Below are 22,615 nucleotides of genomic sequence, written 5' to 3'. Positions count from 1 at the left end.
AGCCGTCGCGGCGCTTAACCCGGCGACGGCTTTTCGCTGACGCCATCAGGACGTGCTTGTTCAGTGAACGGTCAAGCCGCGCTGCTTCCCCTGTTGACCCTTGGCTGAACAACGCTGAGCCAATTCGGATGTTGGCTATCGGCTGCGAACCTGACTCGGGGCCACCTTTGCCTCGACTGCCGCTTACGACCCGTAGCAGACGCGCGTCCGTCAATCAGACGCCGCCAAACTTGGATGGATCATCGTAGGCAGGAGGATCGTCGTGATCGGTCCGCAGACCTCCCGCAACGGAATCGTCGCGATAGATGCGCACGCCGCCCGGAGTGATATATGGACCAGATGCGGAATCGTTGAGCGGCGGAATTTCATCAGAGCGACGGACTTTGATGGAGATAGACGGGATCGAATTGCCCCAACTCCTCCAACTTGGCTTTCTCAAGCAAATGGAAGTACTTTCGCTCAGTCGCTATCAGGCCTTCGCGCCGAAGGTGCTGAAGGACGCGGTTGACGTGGACGGCGGATAGTCCAAGGCAGTCCGCCAATTCGACCTGAGTAATCGGCAGTTCGAATGAGCCGTTTTCGGTGCGGCCGATCAATTCAAGCCGCTCATGCATCTCTGCAAGCAGGTGTGCCATCCGTGGAAGGGCGGGCCGGCATGCGACGTTGACTATCCAGTCCCTGAAAATAGCGGAGTCAATCAAGGTCTCGCGCCAGAGCGCCGCCGATATATTCGGACGTTGTTGGATCAACTCGCTCAATGCATCGTGCTGGCTGAAACCGAGAGTGCATTCAGTATGGGCTGTTAGATCATGGTCCATGACGTGCAGGTGCAGACTTTGTAGGTCTGGGATTTCTCCGGGAATGTGAAGCGAGAGACTTGCCTCTTTCCGTCCGGCGTAAGCTTCGACCGGAAGGCAAACCCATCGACGATCAGGCAGGATTGCGAAGGCCTATCCCCGTCGCGCACGATAGGATGGTGCGCGACGACGCGCTTGCTCTGGATAGGCAATTGCTCAATCGCCAGGATATCGCCCTGAGTGAGCCGATTGGTTTTTTTGAGCTTTAGAACGAGCGCAGCCGTGACGGTACCGGGCATCGCACACCTCTTTCGCACATGAGGAAGTTTGAGCCGGAATGGAATCTGCGATCCGACCTAAGGCGGGAGCACAAAACTCTCAGCCACCGGCAACGGGCCTCGACCGGTGATCAAGGACAATCATAGGTTAAGGGATATGTTCCTGGTGCTACGTATAGTTAAGGGGCGGAAAGCTGCTCGATTTCGCTGCGCGTGGAGTGGCGAGGTTCCGGGCTGCCTTGAGGAATTTCTTCAGCGCCACGTGGGCGAGACCGCCATCCAGCTCATGCTGCCCATTGGGTGATCGACCGGGCGCGCGAGTTCTGCTCAAGCACCCGAGTTTGTTTCCTCAATTTGATCTGGCGCCCCGACGATCCGCGATCCCTGATTTCTATCCTCGCCAATGGGTGAAGTTAGCGACGACCAAAGCGTGGATCATTGCACTCATGCCAAGCGCCTCAGAGAGCGCGCCGAGGAATTCCGCCATACGGCCGAAGCCATCGCGGAAAAACAAACCAAAGACAGCTTCTTTAAGTTGGCGCGTTCCTATGACGCCTTGGCTGAGGCGGAAGAAGTGGCTGGATGGTCCCGAACGGGGCCGGGATTTTTGCTCCCGCCCACCGGAGCCCTCATCGGCGCGGTGGATCACCGAACGCGTTCGCGTGAGATGTTTTCCGGGGGGAGAGGACCACCAAATGTTCAATTGTGTACCAAAGTGAACGCACCAACCTGCGCCGATGGGTCTACAGTTCGTGGTTTGAAGGGGAGGCATCATGAGCATCCGATCACTGTGCTGCTTCGCGTTCTTCAGTATTGTGGCCGCGTGTCCTCTCGGTGTTGTCGTTGCCCAAAACCTCCCTCCGGAACTTGAGGCCTGCCGCACAACTGGACTCATCGCGCTGAAAGAACGCAGTCCCGCGATAAAAGATATCTCGTTTGACGTTGATGGAATGACGATTGCAAAGGCCAATACAAAAGTCGAGGACACGATCATTCGCACCATCGTGATCGGGGATGCCTATCTTGAAAAAGGTAAGAACGACACCCGTCGGACTTTTCTTTGCCTGATCGGCGAAAAAGGCAAAGTGCTCCTCACATTCTTTACGGACAAATGATGCAGCGTCCAGAGCCATCCGGATGCTCAATGCTCAGGATTTGCCGCTCGGACGATACAACTTCGCGGCGCGGATGACGTCGCCGCCTGATCGGGGGGCGTTCGGCCCCCGCGTCCTCCTACGGAAGGACAGATGACGGCGGCAAGGCCGCAGACGTTTGTGTAAAAGTCCCAGCCCGCGGACAGGGGGGTGCTCACGAGCTGGGGTACATGCAGGGGTGCCCTGTTAGGGCAGGGCATCAGGTAAACTTGGCCGGTCTTGAGCCGGGATAATTTCAGCTTATCTTTCGGCCGATGTTTCAGCTTTCATTGCCGACTAAACGGGACCGGGTTCCGACTGGCTCCATGAGGTCAAATACGACGGCTATCGCTTGCCGGTCATCCGCGAGGGCGACCGGGTGCGTCTGATCACGAAGGGTGGGGCGGACTATACGAAGCGGTTCCCGTGGATTGTCGAGGTCGCGCGCAAGCTCAGGCAGACCCCGTTCGTGATCGATGGCGAGGCGGTGCTCCTGGGTTCTCCGACGTGCCGATCGTACTGGCTATGCTGGGTGCGTGGCGCTTTTTGGGTTCGCGGTGTTCTAACCTCAGCTATCGTTTAATCCACACTTGATTTGGATCAACGGCACGCGAGCGTGAAAACGAAAAAGCATTGTCGGTCGGTGACGGTAAGTCGGGGCCCTCCGGTGATGATTGAAGAGATCCTTTTTTACGCGATGGTGCTCACCGCCATTGGTTTTTTGTGGTTGTGGTTCATCGAGCAGAAGAAAAAGCGAAAGGCGCTTCGGCACCAGGAGATTGACGACCTCCGCGACCGATAGTCCTCTGCCTAAATTGCGCGTGCTTTCGCGGGCGAGATTCTACGTGATGCCTCGATAGCCCGGCCAGCTCGCCCACCGCTCTGCCGCATCGGCGATCTCGTCGGGCGAATTGATCTGCAATCGCGCAAGCAACCGGGCTCTCTGCTCGGACACTTGCTTGGCGGTGCCGCCGAGCCGCTCCGCAATCTGCGCGTCCGTCTTCCCGGCAGCCAAGCGCCTCAATAATCGCTTCTCACGCGGACTAAGCAGGTCGCGCATCGGACTATCCCTGATAACCACGCGCATTTTGCAGCGCCTTCAGCGCGCGACAGCCCCAAAGCGTCCGGGAGGCCGGGAGGCGGGGCGGACGTTGGGGCCGCGAGCGCGCCGCTTGCCCAGCGCACCGAAGCGAGCATGTCCCACCACCCTCTGTCCATCTGTTCACTTGTATACCCAAGGCGTCCCGGCCAGGTCTATTCTCATCCGGCGAGGGCCGCCGTGAACGAGCGAATGTTCATCGTGCTAATTATCTTGGTGGGCATGACTACACCGGCATTGATCATCCTTGCACTGCTCTATCGCTAACGAAGCGCGCGACGGCCCCACGCGTCTCCGGGGGCTTTTGGGACAAAGGAGGCCGGGACGGTGGGGTCGCGAGCGCGCGGCTTGTCCAGCGCACCGACGCCATCCTCCGCTTTCGGCGCGCTCGCGCGCTAACAAATGATACGTCGCCACATTAAATTCCCGGGTAGCCTGCCTCCAACACATCTTCAGTAGGAACGCTGGCTCTCGACCAGGATTGGCATCGCGCTTCGGGCCAGTATCACAACGTTTGCTCGAAGTGCGGCTCCAGCTAGCAGCAGGCACCGTAGGCTGGGGCCGCCCTTTCAGCAGGCGGACGTCATGACCGTCCCGAAACTTCGGAAGCAGAGATGACTTACACCATCGGATTTCGGAAGCGAAGCAATGTCGCGGTTTTAACCACCGAAGTGCCGACGGCCAACCATGCGCTTGCAGTCATCGCAACCGTCGAACAGTCCGTGGGCAAGCTCGACTTCATCAGGTCGCCGCAGGAAGGCGAGATCGGCATCGAAATGCTTAGAGTGTTGGCAAAACAAGAAGCCGAGGAAATGTCTCAGACACCCGTCTGAAACAATCTGTCGTCGGTGCGCGGGCGCACGCTCTGACGACCAGCGCTTGGTTGCGGATGCCGCTGGTGATCAGCGCCTCGATTTCGCGGTCTTCTTTTTTGCTGATGTTTTCGAGGTCTTCTTCGCGACCTTCTTTTTAGCGACCTTCTTTGATTTCCTGGGCGCAGCGTTCTTGGCCGACTTCTTTGCGGACTTCTTGGTAGATTTCTTTTTGATGGCTTTGTTGACTGCTTTCTTCTTCGCGGCAGCGTTGGCGACTGTTGTCGCCACCTTCTTGACTGACTTGGGGATGCGTCTAGCCGCCGCCTTTTTTGCTTTGTCCGCCACCGTTTTCACGGCGGTCTCGGCCAGCACTCCGGCCGCGTTGGCAGCAAGGTCGGTCATCTGGTCGATGATCGGCTTCTGCTCAGAAGAGTTTTTGGCCTGACCTTGAGGGGGGTGCTTTTCGGTGTCCATGGGGCGTCCTCCAGAATCGCTATATTAGCTCAATTCCCTTCAGTCAGCGCTCCGTATATGGGACGCTCCCTTCGTTCTACGGTCGCTCACTTGCCCATCTTTAGGAACGTCCGGCCGGGTGCAGGGTTTCCCCGAGCCCCACACAAGGGGCGGCTCGACCAAGGACTCGCCTCAGCGCGCTTCAGGCAAGGGCGCGCTAAGGTTTTTTCTCGGTCACCCATGCACTCGTCACAATCGGCCGCGTCGCGATGTCAATAGGAACGCCGCCATCCTTTATGTCGTTGTCGGAAGACTTGGAAACCAAAGGGAGACGACGTTCATGAAGAAAATTGCTATGGCCTCCGCCTGCATTTTCGCGCTCGCAACAACGGGCGCATATGCGCAATCCAACCAGCCCGCGCCGGGCGCCTCCGGGCAAGGTGAAGTCGGCCCCTCGTCCGCCGGCAAGAAGAAGACAACGACCGGCGCTTCGAGTATGAAGAACCAAGCTGGAGACAGCATGGGACGGCAGCCAACGGCTGGCGGGTCCAACACCAACAATATGGGCAGCCAAGCGGGCGGTGGGGCCGGTGGAGCTGGCGGATCCGGCGGGAAGTAAAGCCGCGGCGCGCGGCCGCTTAGCAAAGGGCGCGACGCATCCTCCGTCCCGATGATTGAGTCAATGCCGCCGGAAATCTTCGTTGCGGAGCAGCTTGATAATTTGGCGCTGGGTGTCGATCTCCGCCTGTAGCAGAGCCATTTCTCTGCCCGTTCTCAGCCCGCAGGGTCTTGCGCCACCGACTCGCCGGGGGCGTGTTTCAACAGACCTCGCCCATGAGCAGTATCTCCGATCGGAATTCGAGCGAGCGCTGCTAAGGTCAAGATCAGAGCACGGACCACGTCCGATTGAGCCACGGGGCCGCCGCCCTAAGCGGCGGGCCCGCCCCTGGGCAGGACTAATAGGCGCGCCGCACCATTCGGGGCCGCGAGGGCAGTCTCGGAGAAACCCGGTTTGCAAGCGCGATCACTGCGGCTTCGTCGGTTTCAAGCGCGATCTTCTGGGCAAGCATCACGTCGCAAGCTGCCAGGGGCCGTTCAGGAACGAAACACCACCCCGTCTTGGCTTCCATTTCTTCATCTAGCTCCCAAATATTGCTCATGGTGCCCTGATGAATTCGGTATCGTCGGCCGGTGTCAGAGCCGGTGACTTCGAAGTAATCATTGGCGTCAAACTGCGCACGTTGATCCGGAGACAACCATTCGCGGAGGAGACGACGCGCACGCGCTTCAGGCCCATTTTCCTCGATGAAGCTCCGATAGAGCGCACGGAGAGCGCGCAAACGCGCACTGCCGGCACTATTTCGTCTGAACAAGAACATTTTGGGCGCGGCGACGCGTCTATCTGCCGACGAGGCGCGGATAGAAAAGCGTTTCCTCCACCGTCGGATCAAATGTCCGTACGACGTTTAGATCGCCAGCCGCTGTCCGAGTAGCAGCGGTAAATCCTCGGCCGGTTAGCTTCTTGAAGCGCTCCTCAGCCTCGGCCAGCTGCTTGCGGTCGTCTTGCTCAAAAAAATGTCTGCTGTCGCCTGTGCGGTCCATTACAATCTGGGTAGCCATGGAAGGAAACTCCGCTTCCTAGCCTTTGATGAGCTAGCCTCTGTGAGCAAGAACCTCGCGCCGCCGAATAGTGTTCCTAAATTTCGGTGTGCCTTCCCAGCGATCAGCCGCCGGTCTAACGGCCGAAATCGACGAAAACCTGATCCTCCGCGATCTGAGGCGGTCGCTGACTAGCGCTCTGTCCTCATATACGGACTGAACTCAGGCGTCGGCTGCAAATCCGGAGCGGCATTCCAGGAGAGCGGCGCTTCACCTCGCGGATGCCGGCACCGTGTTTGCGAATTACCGAAGACGCTCCAGATAAATACGCTCGATACGATCGAAACGGCGAGCAGGAGCAAAAGGTCACGGACCATGATGTCCTCCCTTTCGCTAATGGGGGAATAAGCCCAACGTTCCTAGACGAGCCATTCGTCGCCGGCTGCTACCGGCGCTTATCAATCCAATGACCCAGGTCGGGCTGGCCGAGGCTCTCCCGTTCGTCCTGGACGAAATTCGGGACGAGCAGCCCGTCCCACCGTCGCAGGATCATGAAGCGGAGACAGCGGGAGGGAGGGCGCGATTAGTGAGTGCTTGGCGCTGATATCAGATCCACCATATCCGCGGAGCGCCAAGCCTAAGGCGCCGGTAAGCAGCAGCAGTGCCGAGACGATGACGGCGAGAAACATGCGGTCCATGGTGCGCGCTGCCCTTGGAGGCAATCGCCCACCGGGGGTCGCCTCACATGCCGATCGGATGTCAGCATAAGAGCCAATGATCATCCGGCTGCAACCGTTCCTGCCGCGTCACCAAAACCAGTCGGCCAGCTGTGACAATGACTGGGCCTCCGCGCTACGCCAGGGTGACCCTCCGGCCAGGACGGCGGCGTCTTTGTTCACCAGGCAAAAGCCGGCCCCAGCTACGGGGGCGGCTGGGGACGTTGGGGACTGCTCCGGTGTCGCAGGGGGCTAACAGCCAGAGCACAGCAACAATCCCGTCGCTTTTTGTTCCTGAGGCTATGGCGATAGGCCACCGTGAATCGGCTGGCTTTGCAGTAAAGAACTTGGCGAACATGCTATCCCTGGTAGCGTTTCAGTTGCCGCACTGGCTGATGATCGCAGGGGCGTCCCTGGTGGTTGCCGGCTTCGTAGGGGTACTTGTTACCGGAAGGAAGGCGGAAGAAGCTGACGCCTCTCCTCCCAGCCAGGGGAGCAATACTCCGCGCGAGCAGGCACCTCCCTCGCCAAAGCTCTTCAATTCTGAGAAAAAACCGGCCCGAGGCGCCGGGGGATGAATTCTGTCGGGCACCTCCGTCCCTTGGTGGCGTTCTCTCACCAGGGAAGGGTAGCAATCACGTAGGCGGCTATCGCTAGAAATGAAACCCAAGCCAGCGATACCATCCGAGACTTACCGTCAGAAAACATATCGTCCCCACGCGGTTAGTTCTGCCCCGAAAGCGATCGGATCACCCACGTCGTCGCCATGACGTTGAAGATTGTTAGCGCGACAAAACTTATGCAACCTATAGTGATGGCTCCGCAGGCGGAGCCGGTAGCGGCGAGGGGGCTTGGGGTGCCGGATCGGGCGGCGGCGGAAGAGCCCAACGATCTGCTGGACTAACCCCGCGTATCCAGCGAAACACCCAACAACGACGCCTTCACCATCGTAGCGCCTGGGGTTCGCTTCAATTTCTTTGCGATCCTCTCAACACCGGCCTTTTGCTTCGCGAGTGACTTCAGCGTCTTCACATCATCCTTCGTCCATAGGTGGCGAACGGTCTTCTTCTTCTTGGCCAACACATTCTCCATAAATTTCGTTGGCCTTTTAGCATGCGATGCGAGGGGCGCAACCCCGCGCGATCTGCAGTCACCATCGACTATCGGACGGGATCGGGCGCTTTGTGACGCGCTTGGTCGATCAGCGCCTCCACTTGCCGCAATATGTGCGTAACAACCGCTTCGAGTCCCGCCGCCGATGGATGAAAGCCGTCCCTCAGCTTCAGCTGTGCATCGTCCACAAACGCATCGACGCCGGGTAAAAGAGCACCGTGTGCTCGCTGGCGAGATCGGAGAACATTGCTGCAAAAGTCCTCCTCTGGGTCCGCGCTCCGCAAAGAAGCACGGGAATGTGCCGGGATCCCAGCTCTTGCAGAATTGCCGCGAGCGCGGTGCGAGTAACATCTGCATCCGTGCCCCTGATCATATCAACCGCACCTAGCTGTAAGATCACCGCATCGGTATCGTGGGGGACCGATCGTTCCAATCTGGCAAAGCCCTTTGCCGCCGAGTCCCAACCCACGCCGGCATTGATGACCGTGACCGCTTGACCTTTGGCCTTCAAAGCAAATTCAAGTCTATCGGGAAACCTGCGGCCCTCTGGGAGCCAGCCACCGGAAGTGAATCCATCTCCGAGCACGACGAGTTTGATCACCCTTCCATCGGCGCGAGCGTTCTGGTTCGTTGGCCACGACAGCACTAAGCAAATTGCCGTGGCGACAATCATAACAAAGCGAAGAATCACTCCGGCGAGGCTTTTCAATTGTGATTTCATCGCGCCTCCTAATCGTAGTGAGCACGCGCCCGCGGTTCGACTCTGAATGACGTCAGCAGCTTGATGCTTCCGCCGTGCTCTCTAGCTTTATATCCCGACGGAGGACGCCCAAAAAACCATGAACTATATCAGACAACGCCACTTACCGAAGGGGCAGCTCGGGCCAGAAGCTGAGTGAATGCTCGCGCAACGCGAGCAGTTGTCACGCAGAATCGCGCCTTACGTTTTGCCGTGACACAGCTCGAGCACCAAGAGCGTACCGCACAACACCCTCAGGGGGTGACCGCTCAGATTGCAGCCCCAGCCAGCAACAAAGCGATGCCAAGTGCAACCAGCGCAAGTCCGGGCCAATTCGATTTGATCCCGAAGCCGCTCGCCGGTCGTTCAGGTTCCAGGGTGTCACCGGGGCGCTCAGGGCGCAGTCGTCTTCTGCCACTTAGTCGGCCTCGCCAGATCGGCTGATATGCCATCTGGAGCACGCCTCCGAAAACAAGGAGCACACCCAGCCATATGAATGTCATGCTCGTCTCCGCACCAATGAATGCGCCCAAACGCGAATCCCGGTGCCGCTCTTTGGGTGCACGTCTGGAACAGTGGACCCCTTACTTTTGTTCAATCGCCAGAGTCTAACTCAAGGGAGAAGGGCTATGATTGCTGACAGACTTATGATGTTGGGTGCCGTGCTCGCCCTCAGCGCCAACTCCGCGTATGCCGGTCCCTGCAACACGGCGAGCCGCGACGCGGGCTCTGGGAACGTGCCGGGCTATGCCGGACAAACAATCGGTTCCACCGCGACAGACTCGAAGGAGCATCCGCCGACATCTTCGATGAATAAAGCCTCAGAGCATACAGCAACGTCGTCGGAAGATGCTCAGCGCCAGATGCAGAGCCAGCCGACCGCTGCCGAACAATCAAAGGCGACCCACCCCGCACCCTCTGCCCAGTCACCGGATCGAACGGCAGGCACCGTCGAGCAGACCCGCCCCGCGCCCACGGAACAATCAAAGAAGGCGACGGCCGGTGCGGCCGAGCCCGCGCCGTCCCAGAAAAAGGTAACGGCGGCCGACCAGGACTGCGAGTAAGCGCGGGGGTCAATGGCTTCAAGAGGGAACACTGGCTAAACGGAAGTGGTCCTCTGCACCACTGGACCGGGCCGGTGCCGATTGCTTCCGCTTCCGGTCCGAGGTTGAAGTCGATCGGCGCACGTTGGCTGCAACCCATGACAGCCTTATGCGGTCACCGACCGCACAAGGGCGTGCCGGTGCCGACTGGAACGCTCGCGCGATCTTGCCGTCCGTGCCAAAGCCGACGACGTGGAAGACTTCCTTCCCGATGTCGATGCCGATCGGGCCAGCGGCTGTCTGGTGGTGTCCATGGGATGTTTCTTCGGATGCTGCGGGGTAGTCTTTCCAGACTATCCCCGCGGAGGAAGCAGCCAGTCCATCCCATTAGCGGACCTTGCGACGCGTTGGTTGGTCGTCTCAGGAGTCGCGATACCCGGTCAGTTGTGCTGACTTTCGGATGAGCCGGAGATCATATAGTTTCTTTAATGCTGCTCATTGAGATGGGACATGCCGGCATCTCCGTTTTAGCGAATGGCAGCGCGATTGCCGTCCGCACGCATCGCCCTCTCAACGAAACCGACAGTCTCTTTGTGCGGTCACGAGGACTAACCGCGCGCACGGCACGCGAAGAGGGAAGGCCGCCGGGGCTGGCTGAGTTGGCGGGCCCTACTTTCAGCTAAGCAGCCACAAAGCGAAAGAAGCGCTCCCGTCCAATGTCGTGATCGAGCTTTGGGTACGGCTGAGACTGCCGTCGGGAAAGCCGGCGGCCGATTTAAGTTGTCTCGGATTGATCTGTAGCAAATGCTGACACCGGACGAAAGACTATACTGGAGACTGGTTTATGGAGCTCTGCCATGATCATAGAGCGCTTATCCCAAGAGCATCTCAACATTGAGAAGCTGCTGGCCATCCTCGAGCGGGAACTCGAGGTATTCGACCGCGGGGACCGTGCTGACTACGAGGTCATTCACGCGGTTATCAGTTACTTCGAAGTCTACCCGGAAGTTTATCATCATCCCCAGGAAGACTTGGTATTTGCCAACCTGAAGGCGCGAGATCCAGCTGCTGCTGCGAAGGTTGGCGATTTAGCTCGCGAACACCTGAAAGGGGCCCAACTTTTACACCGCGTCGCTCGTGCGGTCGACGGCGTTCTCGCGGATCGTGAGATTCTGCGCGAAGATGTGGATCTCATCGTTCGGGATTTTATCGCGCACGAGCGCCGTCACATGATGATGGAAGATCGCGATTTCTTTCCCGTGGCACTCAAGGTTCTCAAGCCTCAAGATTGGACTGAGATCGCTTCGGCCGCAACGAGTCACAATGACCCGCTGTTCAGCGACGTTGCCGAGGAGCGGTTTGACGCGCTGCGCGCACATATTTTGCGGCTTGAGCAGGAGGCTGACGCGGAGCGTAAGTAATCGCTATGGCGTCGCGCCGTGCATTGTGCCGCGCGACGCTGAGGACGCTGAGGTCAAGCGTAAGGCAGAGTCAGAATTGAGCTGTGCCTTTGCTTGCGCGCTCACATACGCTTGCGGCCCGAAGCAGGAGGCTATGATGCCGCTCCACACCGACAATCTCGAATCGACCATGCGGTACGCATTGCTGACAGCGCGTGCTATAGCTGTCTGTCCTTTCCATCCAGAGGTGATGATCCGCGTCGGAGACGACGACGCGGAAACACATGCTTATTACCGCGCCAGAAGCATCACCAAGAGTGATGGCACGTGCTGGGAGCGTGAAGATCTCATGGAGGAGATTGTGCGCCAACTCACGGATGCGGCCGACGGCGTGTGTCCTCGGTGTGCGCAGCTGGTTGCTTCCCATAACTGACGGGCCGCGCCGTCAGGACACCGGAAAGGGAAAACCGAGGCAAAGAATCTTAGTGTTGGCTAGCTGACAGCACTTCGGTACACCCTGATGCTCGTTCACGCTGGTTGGCTTTCGGCAGGATCGCAGCAAGACAAACTTCACGATGGCCGGCCTTCATGGAGACTGCTGCCCGCGATAAGTAACATTCAATTGTGATCCGAGGTTCCCGCGTTAGCGCGTGGAACTTGTGTTCACTAGGGCACAGACCACGGAACTGCTCGCGCGTTAGGCTGCAACAACTCAAACCCAACGGTTAGGACCCGTAAGATCGAGGTGTGTCATGCAGCGACGCCGTCGTTTTAAACAACCTGTGTCCCTCGAAGAACGTCTTGCACGCTTAAGAGAGCTAGCCAAGAAGCTCCCTGCCGGCATCGAGCGAGAAGCTCTCCTCCGCAAGGCCAGACAGGCCGAGACCGGCTCGCACTTGAGCGAATGGTTGAGATCACCCGGACTGCAGCCGCCAGAATAGCAACACGCGAACATTTCTTCTATGCTCTCCCTCGACTGAGGGCGGCTTATGACCCGGTACTACTTCGACATCCGGGACGACACTGGTTTGTACCCGGACGAGGAAGGTCTGGAATTCGACACTCAGCAAGAGGCCGAGGTCGAAGCTGCTAGGTCGCTTGCGAACTTGGCAAAGGACTTTGCCACCATACGGCAGGACGTTTCCGTGGAAGTGAGGACAGAAGTTGAGCGGGTGTTTCAAGCCGCATTCATTTTCGGCAGAAGTAGGACGAAGCAGTAAGGACGTTTCTATTTGCGAGTCAGCAGATCTTCCCCGGGCGGCATCAGCTTCACGTAGGTGCCGCTTTCATGCTTCGATAACCAGCCGCGCTCGATCGCGTATTTGAGCCCGGCACCGAACTCGCTGCCACTGCCCTTCAGATTGAACATAAACGGGGCGTTGATCCGCTCGATGTAGATGCGACCGTCCTGCACGGCCTCGACGCTCGCTGCGAGCTCGACGAGCTTGCGAGCGGCCGCTTCCGGGTCCGCAAAGGGTCGTTCTTCGGCATGCTTCATCGGCGTATCCCGTCGGCCGCCTGCGCGGCGGTGATAGCTGCGCGGTGCTGGGAGCTCTCAGCCGGTTTCCAGCTGTCGAATGTGGTCCCGCAGACGCAGCGCATCAGCGTGTTTCTGATCTCGCTGTCGAGCTTCTCGCCCCGTGCGCGCTTACCGCTTTGGTGCCGGCCGGGATGGAGGCCGGGATAAAACCCGCACGACCAGCTCCACTGGTCGGTATGGATGGGCACGCCTGCGCGTTCTCCGATGGTGCCCACGCGAACGTCGTCGAAATAGATTTGCCAAGAGTCTCCTGGTACGAATTGTCGCAGCGGCGGCGGGTGAGGGGCATGCTCGAAAAATAGAGGGAAGTCGGTCAGGGGGCTAGCCGCTGTATTTTGGTGGCTCTCGCCATGCTGGCGCGATCTCTAGGTCAAGCCGAGTGCTCGCAGCAGTCAGATCGAAACTTCGCTTTGCCTGGGACGCCCCCTAGGCAAAACGCACCGCGCGCGTCGACCAAGATCGCCACGTGTGATTGTGCAACTGCCCAACTTACAAGCGGTTGTATGAGGACGACTGGCTGCCATAATTTGCCTCAACAGGCATCCACTTTGGATAGTCCAAAAAAGTGGTGGTGGGAATGGTGCGTACTGGGGCTTCTAAAACTTCGACAGTTTGGTCGGGAGAGGACGAAGAGCGGCTTTTACAGATGAAGGCGAACGGGGCGTCATTCAAAGACATTGCAGCCGCACTCGGCCGGAGCCAGGCGTCAGTCGAGTCTCGCTTTTCGATATTGAAGAAACGCGACCGTAACGAGGCCGTCTGAGATCTATATGGCGTGTCGCTGGTTCACGCAGAACGGTAGCGATGCCGTTCGCAACATCTCAAACGCGTTGAACGACTTTGCTATCTCGCCGGGCGTCGGACCGGCTTGGCGTCTCGCAGCGGGGCTAACAGACGACATCGTTCGTTCCGTCATATCGTCGGCGCACTGGATCCGGCATGCACACCTTATTCGGCACCGATATGAGCGCCTTTCTCAGCCACCGAACGCTTCATCAGCAGCACGGCGAGCAGCGGCGCCAGCGTCACCGCGGCCAACGACCAAAAGACATCGAAATAGGCAAGTGACGATGCCTGCTGCTGCCGCAAATTTTCGAGTGCCTGAAAAGCCAGTTGCTGTGCTGCAGACGGATCGCCGTTCTGCTGCAGGAAAATGCCGTAAGCTTGATCGAGGAAGGAAGCTACGCTTGCGTTGAAGGAATCCAGGGACTCCCCGAGCCGCAGGGTGTGGAATTGATCGCGGCGCTCCTGAATTGTCTGTGCCATCGATGTCCCTACGCTGCCTCCCTCGTTGCGCAGCAGACTTAGCAAGCCGACGGCCGCTCCCCGCAGCGATGGCGGGATATAGAGATAGGCCGCAACATTCGCAGGCGCGAAGCACATTGAAAGTCCGAACACGAGCATCACCCGAGGCCAGACCACCTGGCCGGGGCTGATGTCGAGGTTCATCTGCGACATCCAATAGTTTCCGGCCGCCATGATTAGCAGGCCGGCGGCGAGCAACCATCGGGCATCGGCGCCGCGGCCGAGGGCCCCACCGACGAACGGCATGGCCAAAAGCGCAGCAAACCCGGCCGGCGACATGACGAGCCCCGCGCTGAGAGCGTCATAGCCGAACAGGGATTGAAGCAGCGCCGGCAACGATGTGCTGGCGGCGTAAAGGACCGCGAAAGCGCAAAAGATGATGAAGCAGCAGGCAGCGAAATTTCGCTCTCGCAGAGGTCGGAAATTGACCACAGGGTTAGGGTGGCGCAACTCCCAAAATATCAGCGCCGTCAGACCCACCACGCAAAGAATCGCGAGCGTCTGCACCCGCAAGAATGGATCGCCCAGCCAGTCCCACTCCTGTCCCTTGCTGAGCAGCACCTCCCAGGAGACCATGACGATGACCAGGAGTGACAGGCCTAACCCGTCAAAACGCAGCGGCTGCCTTCTCAAGTCCGCGCGCTCCCTTACGAGATAATCCGGATCGCGTAGCAGCGCGTAACACGCGCCAAACGCGATGAGGCCCACGGGGACGTTGATGTAGAACACCCATCGCCAAGAATAGCTGTCCGTGATCCAGCCGCCCAGCGTCGGACCGACGACCGGCGCTAAAAGGGCCGCCAAGCCGAAAAGCGTCATCGCAATGCCCTGCTTCTCTACCGGAAAGGCGTCCAGCAGGACGCCCTGGCTGGAAGGCTGAAGCCCACCGCCTGCCAGCCCCTGTATGACGCGAAATACGATCAACTGACCGAGGCTGGTGGCCATTCCGCATGCGCCGGAGGCAAGGGTAAAGACGGCGATCGACAGCAGGAAGTAGTTGCGGCGGCCAAGGCGCGCCGACAGCCAGCCGGTGATCGGCAGGATGATGGCATTGGCGGCGAGATAGCTGGTGATGACCCACTCACCGTCGTCGACGGTGGCCGACAGGCCACCGGCGATGTAGCGCAGCGCGACCACGGCAATGGTGGTGTCCAGCACCTCCATGAAGGTCGGTATGATGACGATGCCGGCGACCAGCCACGGGTTCACGTCGGCCCGGGGTCTGGAGGGTGAAAGTGCCAACTCTGTCATTTGTCGACACCCCGTTGGCTGGCAATCGAAGCGGTGGCCGGTGATTACCGGTCAAGGTCCTTGAAGAAACTTCCCGGCATTGGGGCCGCTCAGCGGCTTATTGAGATAGACGTAGGGGACAACCGATGCGCCAATGAACAGCGGCTTCTTGTCCGGATCGTAATCCTCAAGCTCGATCCGGACCGGCAGCCGCTGGACGATCTTGATGAAGTTGCCCGTGGCATTCTGCGGCGGCAGCAAGGCCAACGTCGATCCGGTCCCGATGGTAAAGCCGGTGATGCGGCCACTGAATACCTGTTTGTCACCATACATGTCGAGGTAGAGATCGGCAGCCTGACCGATGCGCAAGTCGCGCAGTTGCGTCTCCTTGAAATTTGCATCGACCCATATCTCCCTGAGCGAGCGGATCGCCATTAAGCTCTGCCCGACCTGAATGTTATTGCCCGGGTTGACGTTCCTGCGTGTGACGACGCCGTCAATCTCCGCGACGATGTCACAATAACGAAGGTCGAGTTCAGCCAGGGCAAGGTCGCGCTTGGCGGTTTCGAGTTTGGCGTCGGCCTGCTTGACCGCCGGCGCTTCCGCCGCCAACCGATCAAAGGTGCGGTTGATGTCGCCCTGGGAATCGAGCTTTTCGAACTCTTCAACCATCTGGTTCGGCGGCTGATTGTAGGAATGGAGAACGCCAAGCTCAGCCGCCGTCTGTATCAGCGCTGCCTGCGCCTGCAGGACCGAAGAAAATGTCTGGTCGAGATCGGGCGGTACCCGGTCGAGATCCGCGCTGTCTTCGGGCTCCTCCTGCAGGCCCAAGGAGACACGGATCTGGTTCGTATCCGCCAATGCCTGGACAACCCCTGCCTGCGCAATCGACAACGATGCCTGACGCTGGTCATAGAGCTCGCGGCTCGCCGTATCAGATTCGACCAGCTTCGACGTCCGGTCGAACTCCTGCAGCGCCAGCGTCAGTGTGGCTTTCGCCTTCTTGAGCGCGGCAACCCGGGCATGCAGCAGGGCGATCTGGTTTTTGACATTCTCTATTGCCTGTTGCAATTGCCAGCGCCGGCTCCTGGCCTGCGCCTCGACCCCGCGGACCGCGGCCTTGGCCGCCTCGAGATCCGCCTGTGCGGTATCGACAGCCGCCCTTTTTACGGCGACCGCGTCCCGAAATGGCTCTTTGTCCAGTTCAACAAGGAGATCTCCTTTGTGCACGCGGTTGTTGTCATCCACCACAACCCGGGCAACCTGGCCGCGGACGCGGGGTGCGACGAACGTCACGTGGCCATTGACGAAGGCATCATCGGTCGAAACCGTGCTGAGTGCGAACCGGACCCAGGGAATGCCGTACACCACGGCCGCAATGACCAGAGCGCCGAGCACGCCGAGCAGTAACATTCGTCGCGGTGTGTACTCTTGATGCGCTGGTGGGACGGCCTTCGGTGTAGAATCTGTCGGCCGTAATTTGCCGTCGCGATCGACCGCATCACCTGCTTGAGCTACCGCGGGTGCGTCGACCGAACCTGACTCGCTTCTATGCTCCGACACCTCGGGAGGCATTGGGATAGCGCTCCTAACGATCGTCTCTCAATGCAATCGGGCCGATTTGATCGCCGACACTCGATTTCTCGCCGTCGCTTGGGGCGGGGCTTGACCGGCGGCCGGTACCCTCTCAGCTTAACACGTATTCAACCTATCGGAACGGGCCGTCTCTCAATTCTTACTTATGACACCGGGGGCAAATGCGGACGCTAACGGCATATCGGAGAAACGGGTAACGCCGGAACCAGAGACCGAATACGGGCCCATTAGCCGACATCAGACGCGGCCGGCAACGCTCGCAAAGCATTTAACCGGCCCCGCAAGTCCATGTTCTGGCTTAGCCAATACAGAGCTTAAGAAGGTGACCGAGGGAAACCGGACCAGCGCCGGCCGCAATAAAATAAAGCAGTATCAATGCCTACATCAACTCCGGCTGATAAAGCCAATCGTCGACACGATCTGCCCTGTCAATCGGTTGTAGAGCGATCAGAAAGAGAGATCTTAATCTCGATAGCGCCGTAATGATGTCTTCGACGTTGCCGTCTGCAAAGTATTCCTGCTCAGGATCAGCGCCCATATGCTGGAAGGGCAGGACCGCGACCGAGCTTCGATCAGGCAGTACCAGAGGCTCATTCAGTTTGGACTGATGAATAACGCTTGCAGAGGGCGCCGCTTCTTTCCTGACCGTATAAAGTCGCACGGTTTGATCGATGTTTTTAAGTGGGCGTTCGCCTAAGTCGTCGAAGGTGAAGTTGGTCTTGCCGCGAACCTGCTCCTAGGCACTTGCTGAAAGGCATACGCCACCAGGTTCGCATTCGTTCTCAACGCGCGTGGCAACGTTGACGCCGCCGCCAAAGAACGTTGCCATCAATTATGATGTCACCAATGTTGATGCCAATCCGGAGGACCAGTGCCGGCATGAAGCTTTCATTGTGCTCGGCCATTTTTCCTTGAACGGCCATGGCGTCAACAGCGCAGGCAAACTCAACCAGCAACCGGTGGTCTTGACAATACGGCCCTAATGGCTCGCGATGGCTGGGTCGACGATTTCCCGCCGAATGGTCTTGAGTGCCTGCAGCGTGCCAACCTCGTCTGAGCCCATCAACCGCGAATAACCGGTGACATCAGCTGCCAGTACGGCGGCCAGGCGCCGCTCGACATTCCCACCAGTCACTGCCGGTCACCCGCCGATACTGCTGCAATCGGCGGCCATCACGGGATTGCGAGGTCCATCAGCCCGCTGTCGAGTTCCGGGCGACTTCCCCGTCCGGAATGGTCATAGGCGGCAGTCGAGGCAAAGGCGGCCCCGAGTCAGGTTCGCAGCCGATAGCCGACATCCGAATTGGCTCAGCGTTGCTCAGCTAAGGGCCGATTTTGTTGCAAAAGTCCACCGTGACCGGTGATGTGGTTCGGCCATTTCACTTGGGGTAACGGGGTTTGGTCCCGCGAACCCGACGCTCTCTACGCAACTTTACGCTACGCAGTGCACATAACCTGAGCGGGTGGCGGTCGCGCAACCAGCGATGCGAGCCGCCGTAGGTTCTGAGCAATGGCGGCCAGAGCAAACTCGTCCTGAGCGCCTCGTGGACCACGTAGTCGGAGCCGACCAAGCTTCAGGATACGCTTCAAGTGTGCGAACCTCATCTCGATTTTCTTGTGCTCATGCCGCGACCGTTCGAAGCCCTCGGTGCCAGCCAACGACCGGGCAACGTCTCGGGCACGCTCATGGATATCGCGTGGGATCTTGCGTGATGGTTCCTTTGGGCAGCACTGCGGTTTGAGCGGGCATGCATTGCAGTCGAGCTTGCTTGCGCGATACAGAAGGGTCTTGCCCTCGTGCACGGTACCGCTCGTCCCAAGCCGCTTTCCCCCGGGCAGTGGTAGACGTCGCTGGTCGGGTCATATCGAAAGTCGCTGCGCGAGAAGGTGCCATCATCCCGCTTCGACTTGTCGAGCACGGGGATATGTGGGGCGATGCCTTTCTCCTCGACCAGCCAGTTCAGCATCGGTGCCGCCCCGTAGGCGGTATCTCCGATGAGCCGTCTTCCGTTCGCTCAATCATGGTCTTCGCCGCCCCGACCTCAGCCTGGCGAATGGAGCGAGAGGCCTCGACATCAACGATGACGCCGAACTTCACGTCGATGAGATAATTGTCGGAGTACGCGAAGAATGCCGGTCCCTTGTGAGCTCCGGTCCACTGCGCCGCGGGATCGGATGGGGAGACGAACTTCGGCACGACGTCGCTGGTGGCGGCCCATGCTGTATCGTCGAGGGTCGCCAGATACTCCTTCACCGCGCGGCTGGACCTTTGCGGATCGCGGTCCTTGCGCCAATCCTGACCTGCGATCGAGCGTTGCTTGTTGGCATCCGCCTGGATCAGGCTCGCATCGACCGCAAAGCCATCGCCGCCAACCAGACCGGCCGCAATGCACGCCTCGACAACCCGCTCGAACATGTGGCGAAATACATCTCCCTCGCGGAAGCGCTCGTTGCGGGCGCGCGAGAACGCCGAATGATCCGGGATGGCGTCCTCGATCCCGAGCTTGCAGAACCAGCGATAAGCAAGATTCACCTGCGCTTCACGACAGATCAATCGCTCCGAGCGGATCGCAAAGACATATCCCACGACCAGCATCCGGATCATCAGCTCCGGATCGATCGACGGGCGACCCATGGACGAATAATGAGGTGGCTAGTTCACTGCGAAGCCAGGACAGATCGAGAGCAGCATCGAACTTCCGCACCAGATGATCTTCGGGGACCGCGTCGCTAAGATGAAACTCGTAGAACAGTTGACCTTGGTCACTCTTCACACGGCCCATCATCGATCGACCTCGCCGAGATTCGCGTCAACACAACGGAATCACGGTTCGCGGCTCGTCTCAACCGACTTTTGCAACAAAATCGGCCACGAGCCGACATGCGGCTGACCCTCCTTCGATCACCTCCTTGGCCTGCGCGAGTAGCGACGGCGGCACTTTGAGGCTGAGCGCCTTGGTGGTCTTTACGTTGATCACCAACTCGAATTTGGCCGTGCTTTTGCGTGCTGAGCGTTAACCGTATTTGAGGTCTGTGCTCTGTCCGACCTCGATGAGATAACCGTCAGGATCGCGGATGTAGCAGCGAATCTCGCCGTACTTGGGAATCGGCTTCGTGATGAACTCGGCCCCCCGACTCTTCCATAGTTCATAGCATGCTTGAATATCCGCAACGCGGAAATTCAAAAAACTGTTGATGTGATTCGGGTCGGGGACGCTGAGTGTTACCGTCGGCTTATCCGGGGTCGGCCCGCCGCCAACGTTCAGAATCATCCAGATATTCGCAAGCTGGAGGTACCCAGGCGCGTTGCCGTCACCCAGGCTGAGAATGCGAGCGCCGAAGACCTTTTCGTAGTAGCGAGCCGATCGCTCGATGTCGGCGACAGTGAGAAACTGCGCGATGCTGATCCCCTCTCGCGGGGGCATTTCATAGCTCTTCTGTTCGACTTGTACGCTCATCTGACGACTCCCATTCCGGCAAGCCGATAATCTGAGTTATACTCCCGGAAATCCAAATATCAAATCACGACTGATTGGCGGAGAGGGAGGGATTGTTCCCGGATCTTAAGAGGCCCACGTTCCTCAAGCGTTTCTGTCCGCTTGGGGTCAATCGCGTCGGTATGGCGCCCGGACGAAAACTTCCGGTCTATCCCTGTGAACCGACATGTAGCTGCGCCGCGTCAATGCTCATAAGGCGACATTAGCAGTGTGGCCCGGTCCCCCGATCCGTCGTACAATATCTCGTCGGTTGGGTTGAGAGCCATGGTGCAGGAGCGACCGGTCCGGGTCGAGCGCAGGTTGGCGGCGATATTGGCCGCCGACGTGGCTGGCTACTCGCGGCTCATGCACAGCTACGAAGAGGCTACGCACACCAAACTGAAAGCGCTCCTCGCGGGCGGAGTCGAACCCGCGATTGCGGAACACAGCGGCCGCATCGTCAAGAACACCGGCGACGGGTTCTTGGCGGAGTTTCCGAGCGCGGTCGAAGCGGTTCGGGCTGCCGTGCAGTTCCAGAAGCGCATTCGTGAACTGACAATCGTCGACGTGGAAGACATGCGTATTGCTTTCCGCGTTGGCATCAATATTGGCGACGTAATTGTCGAACCTCACGACATCTTTGGGGACGGCGTCAATATTGCCGCTCGTCTTGAGGGCATCACAGAACCGGGCGGCATCTGCATCTCGTCCGCCGTCTACGATCATGTCCGCGGCAAGGTCACTGTTGAATTTGCTGATCTTGGTGAGCAGAACCTCAAGAATATCGCCCACCCGGTCCGGGCTTACGTTGTCGTCCGGGACGGGCTTAGCTCGGCGACAGAAACCGCGCGCGCGGTGCCGGGCCTGCTTTCACCGCCTCATCTTTCCATCGTTGTGCTGCCGTTCGCCAACCTCGGCGGCGATCCCGAACAAGACTACTTCGTCGATGGTGTGACCGAAAGCTTGACCACTGACTTGTCCCGCATCAGTGGCTCGTTCGTCATCGCCCGCAACACCGCGTTCACTTTCAAGGGCAAGGCCGCCGATGTGAAGCAGGTCGGGCGGGAGTTAAACGTCCGCTATGTGCTCGAAGGCTCGGTGCAGCGAGGTGACAAGCGGTTGAGGGTGAACGTAGAGTTGATCGACGCCCGAAGTGGCAATCACTTATGGGCAGAGCGGTTCGACAAGCCGGTCGCCGACCTCTTCGATATGCAGGACGAAATCGTATCGAGGATTGCTAACACGCTTAGAGCCCAACTCGTTGCGGCTGAGGCAACACGCGCGGAACGCTCGCTACGCCCCGATGCGATGGACTTGGAGTTCCAGGGCAAGGCTTACCTTTACAAGGGGGTAGCCCCCGAACACTTGACGCGAGCACGTGGTTTTTTTGAGCGTGCCCTGGAGCTCGATCCCCGTAGCGTCGAGGCATTAGTCGGTCTGGCGAGTGTCGATGCGACAGTTGGAGCACTGTCTATGACGGACGACGGAACCGCGCGGTTTGCGGCAGCGGAGTCGGCCTCGATCAAAGCACTTTCCCTCGCGCCGAACCACGCTTTGGCCCATCTGACCTTGGGCTGCGTGCAAATGTTTACGAAACGAGCGGATCAAGGCATTCGTGAATTTGAGCAGACGTTGGCGCTGGATCGAAATTTTGCCAACGCCCATGCGCTCATTGGCTTTGCGAAGTATTTTCTCGGCCGTGGCGAGGAGACCGAAACACACGTTCAGGAAGCATTCCGCCTTTCTCCTCGCGATACCTTGGCGTCCCGATGGATGGCCTGGGTCGGCTTCGCCAAGATGCAGCTCAACCTTGATGCGGAAGCTGTCGTCTGGCTGCGCCGGTGTCTCGACGCAAACCGGAACTACGCCGTCGTGCATTTCTGTCTTGCGGCTACTTTGGTGCGTCTCGGCGCGCTGGACCAAGCGCGAGCCGCCGTACAAGCAGGACTTACGCTCGATCCGAACTTCAACATCCGCCGCTTCCGCGCCTTCTCCGTGAGCGACCATCCGGCATACCTCGCCGGGCGCGAGCGCATCTATGAGGGCATGCGCCTGGCCGGGGTGCCGGAGGGGTAAGTCCCCAGCAAGACGGTCATGTCTGCATTGGTCTCAATCGCGTCACTTTGGCCATGTGCCGGTCACTTCCGGTCCGCCCCCCAACTCCGGACATGGCGTTGCTCCGCAGTAACAGACGCGATGGGCCATGTGTGGACGTATATGGCCCCCGCCCGATTGCAACGGCCGGCTTGATCAGGATCGACGGTCACAACTGCAGACGTATAT

24 protein-coding genes and 2 pseudogenes are annotated in these 22,615 nt (G+C 59.1%); 10 read left to right on the top strand and 16 right to left on the bottom strand.

Features of this window, described 5'->3' with window-relative positions; genetic code table 11:
- Nucleotides 1-368: 368 nt before the first annotated feature.
- From AC5ZFO_RS44700 to AC5ZFO_RS44690, 3 genes are all read right to left on the bottom strand, one after another.
- Nucleotides 369-818 carry a Crp/Fnr family transcriptional regulator gene (locus tag AC5ZFO_RS44700; RefSeq protein ID WP_496123871.1) on the bottom strand — a complete coding sequence of 150 codons (450 nt, stop codon included), beginning with the start codon at nucleotides 816-818 and terminating at the stop codon, nucleotides 369-371.
- The gene (locus AC5ZFO_RS44695; protein WP_496123870.1) at nucleotides 803-1,096 is read right to left on the bottom strand and encodes a hypothetical protein; all 294 of its coding nucleotides are present in this window, start codon (nucleotides 1,094-1,096) and stop codon (nucleotides 803-805) included. The genes AC5ZFO_RS44700 and AC5ZFO_RS44695 overlap by 16 nt, the downstream gene beginning before the upstream one ends.
- A gap of 370 nt (nucleotides 1,097-1,466) precedes the next feature.
- Nucleotides 1,467-1,724 carry a hypothetical protein gene (locus AC5ZFO_RS44690; protein ID WP_496123869.1) on the bottom strand — a complete coding sequence of 86 codons (258 nt, stop codon included), beginning with the start codon at nucleotides 1,722-1,724 and terminating at the stop codon, nucleotides 1,467-1,469.
- A gap of 124 nt (nucleotides 1,725-1,848) precedes the next feature.
- Here AC5ZFO_RS44690 and AC5ZFO_RS44685 point away from each other — a divergent pair, with 124 nt between their 5' ends.
- From AC5ZFO_RS44685 to AC5ZFO_RS44675, 3 genes and pseudogenes are all read left to right on the top strand, one after another.
- Nucleotides 1,849-2,190, top strand: a complete 342-nt coding sequence (locus AC5ZFO_RS44685) for a hypothetical protein (RefSeq protein WP_038936198.1) — start codon at nucleotides 1,849-1,851, stop codon at nucleotides 2,188-2,190.
- Between the two features lie 343 nt (nucleotides 2,191-2,533).
- Nucleotides 2,534-2,791 (top strand): annotated as a pseudogene (locus AC5ZFO_RS44680) (ATP-dependent DNA ligase); the annotation flags it as partial.
- Nucleotides 2,792-2,878: 87 nt separating this feature from the next.
- Nucleotides 2,879-3,010, top strand: a complete 132-nt coding sequence (locus AC5ZFO_RS44675) for a hypothetical protein (protein WP_496123868.1) — start codon at nucleotides 2,879-2,881, stop codon at nucleotides 3,008-3,010.
- A gap of 39 nt (nucleotides 3,011-3,049) precedes the next feature.
- On the opposite strand, the gene AC5ZFO_RS44670 is transcribed toward AC5ZFO_RS44675, so the two are convergent.
- The gene (locus AC5ZFO_RS44670) at nucleotides 3,050-3,268 is read right to left on the bottom strand and encodes a helix-turn-helix domain-containing protein (RefSeq protein ID WP_496123867.1); all 219 of its coding nucleotides are present in this window, start codon (nucleotides 3,266-3,268) and stop codon (nucleotides 3,050-3,052) included.
- Nucleotides 3,269-3,921: 653 nt separating this feature from the next.
- Between AC5ZFO_RS44670 and AC5ZFO_RS44665 the strand changes: the two genes are divergently transcribed.
- Complete coding sequence (locus AC5ZFO_RS44665; RefSeq protein WP_496123866.1) at nucleotides 3,922-4,140, top strand: hypothetical protein; 219 nt, start codon at nucleotides 3,922-3,924, stop codon at nucleotides 4,138-4,140.
- A 69-nt stretch (nucleotides 4,141-4,209) separates the two neighbouring features.
- On the opposite strand, the gene AC5ZFO_RS44660 is transcribed toward AC5ZFO_RS44665, so the two are convergent.
- The 5 genes from AC5ZFO_RS44660 to AC5ZFO_RS44640 form a co-directional block, all read right to left on the bottom strand.
- Nucleotides 4,210-4,596, bottom strand: coding sequence for a hypothetical protein (locus tag AC5ZFO_RS44660; RefSeq protein WP_496123865.1), 387 nt, complete (start codon nucleotides 4,594-4,596; stop codon nucleotides 4,210-4,212).
- Between the two features lie 935 nt (nucleotides 4,597-5,531).
- Nucleotides 5,532-5,954 carry a hypothetical protein gene (locus tag AC5ZFO_RS44655; protein ID WP_038959989.1) on the bottom strand — a complete coding sequence of 141 codons (423 nt, stop codon included), beginning with the start codon at nucleotides 5,952-5,954 and terminating at the stop codon, nucleotides 5,532-5,534.
- A gap of 19 nt (nucleotides 5,955-5,973) precedes the next feature.
- A complete protein-coding gene (locus AC5ZFO_RS44650; RefSeq protein WP_496123864.1) occupies nucleotides 5,974-6,195 on the bottom strand; it encodes a hypothetical protein in 222 nt (73 codons plus the stop codon).
- Nucleotides 6,196-7,790: 1,595 nt separating this feature from the next.
- A complete protein-coding gene (locus tag AC5ZFO_RS44645; protein ID WP_496123863.1) occupies nucleotides 7,791-7,970 on the bottom strand; it encodes a hypothetical protein in 180 nt (59 codons plus the stop codon).
- Between the two features lie 202 nt (nucleotides 7,971-8,172).
- Nucleotides 8,173-8,724, bottom strand: a complete 552-nt coding sequence (locus AC5ZFO_RS44640) for a GDSL-type esterase/lipase family protein (protein ID WP_496123862.1) — start codon at nucleotides 8,722-8,724, stop codon at nucleotides 8,173-8,175.
- A gap of 647 nt (nucleotides 8,725-9,371) precedes the next feature.
- Here AC5ZFO_RS44640 and AC5ZFO_RS44635 point away from each other — a divergent pair.
- The 5 genes from AC5ZFO_RS44635 (at nucleotide 9,372) to AC5ZFO_RS44615 (ending at nucleotide 12,405) form a co-directional block, all read left to right on the top strand.
- On the top strand, nucleotides 9,372-9,806 hold the full coding sequence (locus AC5ZFO_RS44635) for a hypothetical protein (RefSeq protein ID WP_496123861.1): 435 nt from the start codon (nucleotides 9,372-9,374) through the stop codon (nucleotides 9,804-9,806).
- An 836-nt stretch (nucleotides 9,807-10,642) separates the two neighbouring features.
- Nucleotides 10,643-11,206: a hemerythrin domain-containing protein gene (locus tag AC5ZFO_RS44630; RefSeq protein WP_496123860.1), complete on the top strand. Its 564-nt coding sequence runs from the start codon at nucleotides 10,643-10,645 to the stop codon at nucleotides 11,204-11,206.
- A 136-nt stretch (nucleotides 11,207-11,342) separates the two neighbouring features.
- Nucleotides 11,343-11,618, top strand: coding sequence for a hypothetical protein (locus AC5ZFO_RS44625; RefSeq protein WP_496123859.1), 276 nt, complete (start codon nucleotides 11,343-11,345; stop codon nucleotides 11,616-11,618).
- Between the two features lie 319 nt (nucleotides 11,619-11,937).
- Nucleotides 11,938-12,126, top strand: coding sequence for a hypothetical protein (locus AC5ZFO_RS44620; RefSeq protein ID WP_496123858.1), 189 nt, complete (start codon nucleotides 11,938-11,940; stop codon nucleotides 12,124-12,126).
- Between the two features lie 48 nt (nucleotides 12,127-12,174).
- Nucleotides 12,175-12,405, top strand: a complete 231-nt coding sequence (locus AC5ZFO_RS44615; protein WP_496123857.1) for a DUF6894 family protein — start codon at nucleotides 12,175-12,177, stop codon at nucleotides 12,403-12,405.
- Nucleotides 12,406-12,413: 8 nt separating this feature from the next.
- Here AC5ZFO_RS44615 and AC5ZFO_RS44610 read toward each other — a convergent pair whose 3' ends face one another.
- From AC5ZFO_RS44610 to AC5ZFO_RS44580, 7 genes and pseudogenes are all read right to left on the bottom strand, one after another.
- Complete coding sequence (locus tag AC5ZFO_RS44610) at nucleotides 12,414-12,683, bottom strand: hypothetical protein (protein ID WP_496123856.1); 270 nt, start codon at nucleotides 12,681-12,683, stop codon at nucleotides 12,414-12,416.
- Nucleotides 12,684-13,673: 990 nt separating this feature from the next.
- Entirely contained in the window at nucleotides 13,674-15,281 is a 1,608-nt protein-coding gene (locus AC5ZFO_RS44605; protein ID WP_496123855.1) for a DHA2 family efflux MFS transporter permease subunit, read from the bottom strand.
- Nucleotides 15,282-15,332: 51 nt separating this feature from the next.
- Complete coding sequence (locus tag AC5ZFO_RS44600; RefSeq protein ID WP_496123854.1) at nucleotides 15,333-16,673, bottom strand: HlyD family secretion protein; 1,341 nt, start codon at nucleotides 16,671-16,673, stop codon at nucleotides 15,333-15,335.
- A gap of 562 nt (nucleotides 16,674-17,235) precedes the next feature.
- Nucleotides 17,236-17,517 (bottom strand): hypothetical protein, encoded by a 282-nt coding sequence (locus AC5ZFO_RS44595; protein WP_496123853.1) that lies wholly within the window; start codon nucleotides 17,515-17,517, stop codon nucleotides 17,236-17,238.
- Nucleotides 17,518-17,638: 121 nt separating this feature from the next.
- On the bottom strand, nucleotides 17,639-17,812 hold the full coding sequence (locus tag AC5ZFO_RS44590; RefSeq protein WP_496123852.1) for a hypothetical protein: 174 nt from the start codon (nucleotides 17,810-17,812) through the stop codon (nucleotides 17,639-17,641).
- A 481-nt stretch (nucleotides 17,813-18,293) separates the two neighbouring features.
- Nucleotides 18,294-19,642 (bottom strand): annotated as a pseudogene (locus AC5ZFO_RS44585) (transposase).
- A gap of 228 nt (nucleotides 19,643-19,870) precedes the next feature.
- Nucleotides 19,871-20,314 carry a VOC family protein gene (locus AC5ZFO_RS44580; protein WP_463703190.1) on the bottom strand — a complete coding sequence of 148 codons (444 nt, stop codon included), beginning with the start codon at nucleotides 20,312-20,314 and terminating at the stop codon, nucleotides 19,871-19,873.
- Nucleotides 20,315-20,617: 303 nt separating this feature from the next.
- Between AC5ZFO_RS44580 and AC5ZFO_RS44575 the strand changes: the two genes are divergently transcribed.
- Nucleotides 20,618-22,408 (top strand): adenylate/guanylate cyclase domain-containing protein, encoded by a 1,791-nt coding sequence (locus AC5ZFO_RS44575; RefSeq protein ID WP_496123851.1) that lies wholly within the window; start codon nucleotides 20,618-20,620, stop codon nucleotides 22,406-22,408.
- The last annotated feature ends 207 nt before the right edge of the window (nucleotides 22,409-22,615 follow it).

The organism is Bradyrhizobium sp. Unk1 (assembly GCF_059512345.1).
This window is presented reverse-complemented; position numbering and strand designations above follow the sequence as displayed.

What these genes read in the sequence shown, in the direction of transcription:
- AC5ZFO_RS44700 (WP_496123871.1), bottom strand. Translation starts at nt 818, where the DNA reads ATGGACCATGATCTAACAGCCCATACTGAATGCACTCTCGGTTTCAGC.
- AC5ZFO_RS44695 (WP_496123870.1), bottom strand. Translation starts at nt 1,096, where the DNA reads ATGCCCGGTACCGTCACGGCTGCGCTCGTTCTAAAGCTCAAAAAAACC.
- AC5ZFO_RS44685 (WP_038936198.1), top strand. Translation starts at nt 1,849, where the DNA reads ATGAGCATCCGATCACTGTGCTGCTTCGCGTTCTTCAGTATTGTGGCC.
- AC5ZFO_RS44675 (WP_496123868.1), top strand. Translation starts at nt 2,879, where the DNA reads ATGATTGAAGAGATCCTTTTTTACGCGATGGTGCTCACCGCCATTGGT.
- AC5ZFO_RS44670 (WP_496123867.1), bottom strand. Translation starts at nt 3,268, where the DNA reads ATGCGCGACCTGCTTAGTCCGCGTGAGAAGCGATTATTGAGGCGCTTG.
- AC5ZFO_RS44665 (WP_496123866.1), top strand. Translation starts at nt 3,922, where the DNA reads ATGACTTACACCATCGGATTTCGGAAGCGAAGCAATGTCGCGGTTTTA.
- AC5ZFO_RS44660 (WP_496123865.1), bottom strand. Translation starts at nt 4,596, where the DNA reads ATGGACACCGAAAAGCACCCCCCTCAAGGTCAGGCCAAAAACTCTTCT.
- AC5ZFO_RS44655 (WP_038959989.1), bottom strand. Translation starts at nt 5,954, where the DNA reads ATGTTCTTGTTCAGACGAAATAGTGCCGGCAGTGCGCGTTTGCGCGCT.
- AC5ZFO_RS44650 (WP_496123864.1), bottom strand. Translation starts at nt 6,195, where the DNA reads ATGGCTACCCAGATTGTAATGGACCGCACAGGCGACAGCAGACATTTT.
- AC5ZFO_RS44640 (WP_496123862.1), bottom strand. Translation starts at nt 8,724, where the DNA reads ATGAAATCACAATTGAAAAGCCTCGCCGGAGTGATTCTTCGCTTTGTT.
- AC5ZFO_RS44635 (WP_496123861.1), top strand. Translation starts at nt 9,372, where the DNA reads ATGATTGCTGACAGACTTATGATGTTGGGTGCCGTGCTCGCCCTCAGC.
- AC5ZFO_RS44630 (WP_496123860.1), top strand. Translation starts at nt 10,643, where the DNA reads ATGATCATAGAGCGCTTATCCCAAGAGCATCTCAACATTGAGAAGCTG.
- AC5ZFO_RS44625 (WP_496123859.1), top strand. Translation starts at nt 11,343, where the DNA reads ATGCCGCTCCACACCGACAATCTCGAATCGACCATGCGGTACGCATTG.
- AC5ZFO_RS44620 (WP_496123858.1), top strand. Translation starts at nt 11,938, where the DNA reads ATGCAGCGACGCCGTCGTTTTAAACAACCTGTGTCCCTCGAAGAACGT.
- AC5ZFO_RS44615 (WP_496123857.1), top strand. Translation starts at nt 12,175, where the DNA reads ATGACCCGGTACTACTTCGACATCCGGGACGACACTGGTTTGTACCCG.
- AC5ZFO_RS44610 (WP_496123856.1), bottom strand. Translation starts at nt 12,683, where the DNA reads ATGAAGCATGCCGAAGAACGACCCTTTGCGGACCCGGAAGCGGCCGCT.
- AC5ZFO_RS44605 (WP_496123855.1), bottom strand. Translation starts at nt 15,281, where the DNA reads ATGACAGAGTTGGCACTTTCACCCTCCAGACCCCGGGCCGACGTGAAC.
- AC5ZFO_RS44600 (WP_496123854.1), bottom strand. Translation starts at nt 16,673, where the DNA reads ATGTTACTGCTCGGCGTGCTCGGCGCTCTGGTCATTGCGGCCGTGGTG.
- AC5ZFO_RS44580 (WP_463703190.1), bottom strand. Translation starts at nt 20,314, where the DNA reads ATGAGCGTACAAGTCGAACAGAAGAGCTATGAAATGCCCCCGCGAGAG.
- AC5ZFO_RS44575 (WP_496123851.1), top strand. Translation starts at nt 20,618, where the DNA reads ATGGTGCAGGAGCGACCGGTCCGGGTCGAGCGCAGGTTGGCGGCGATA.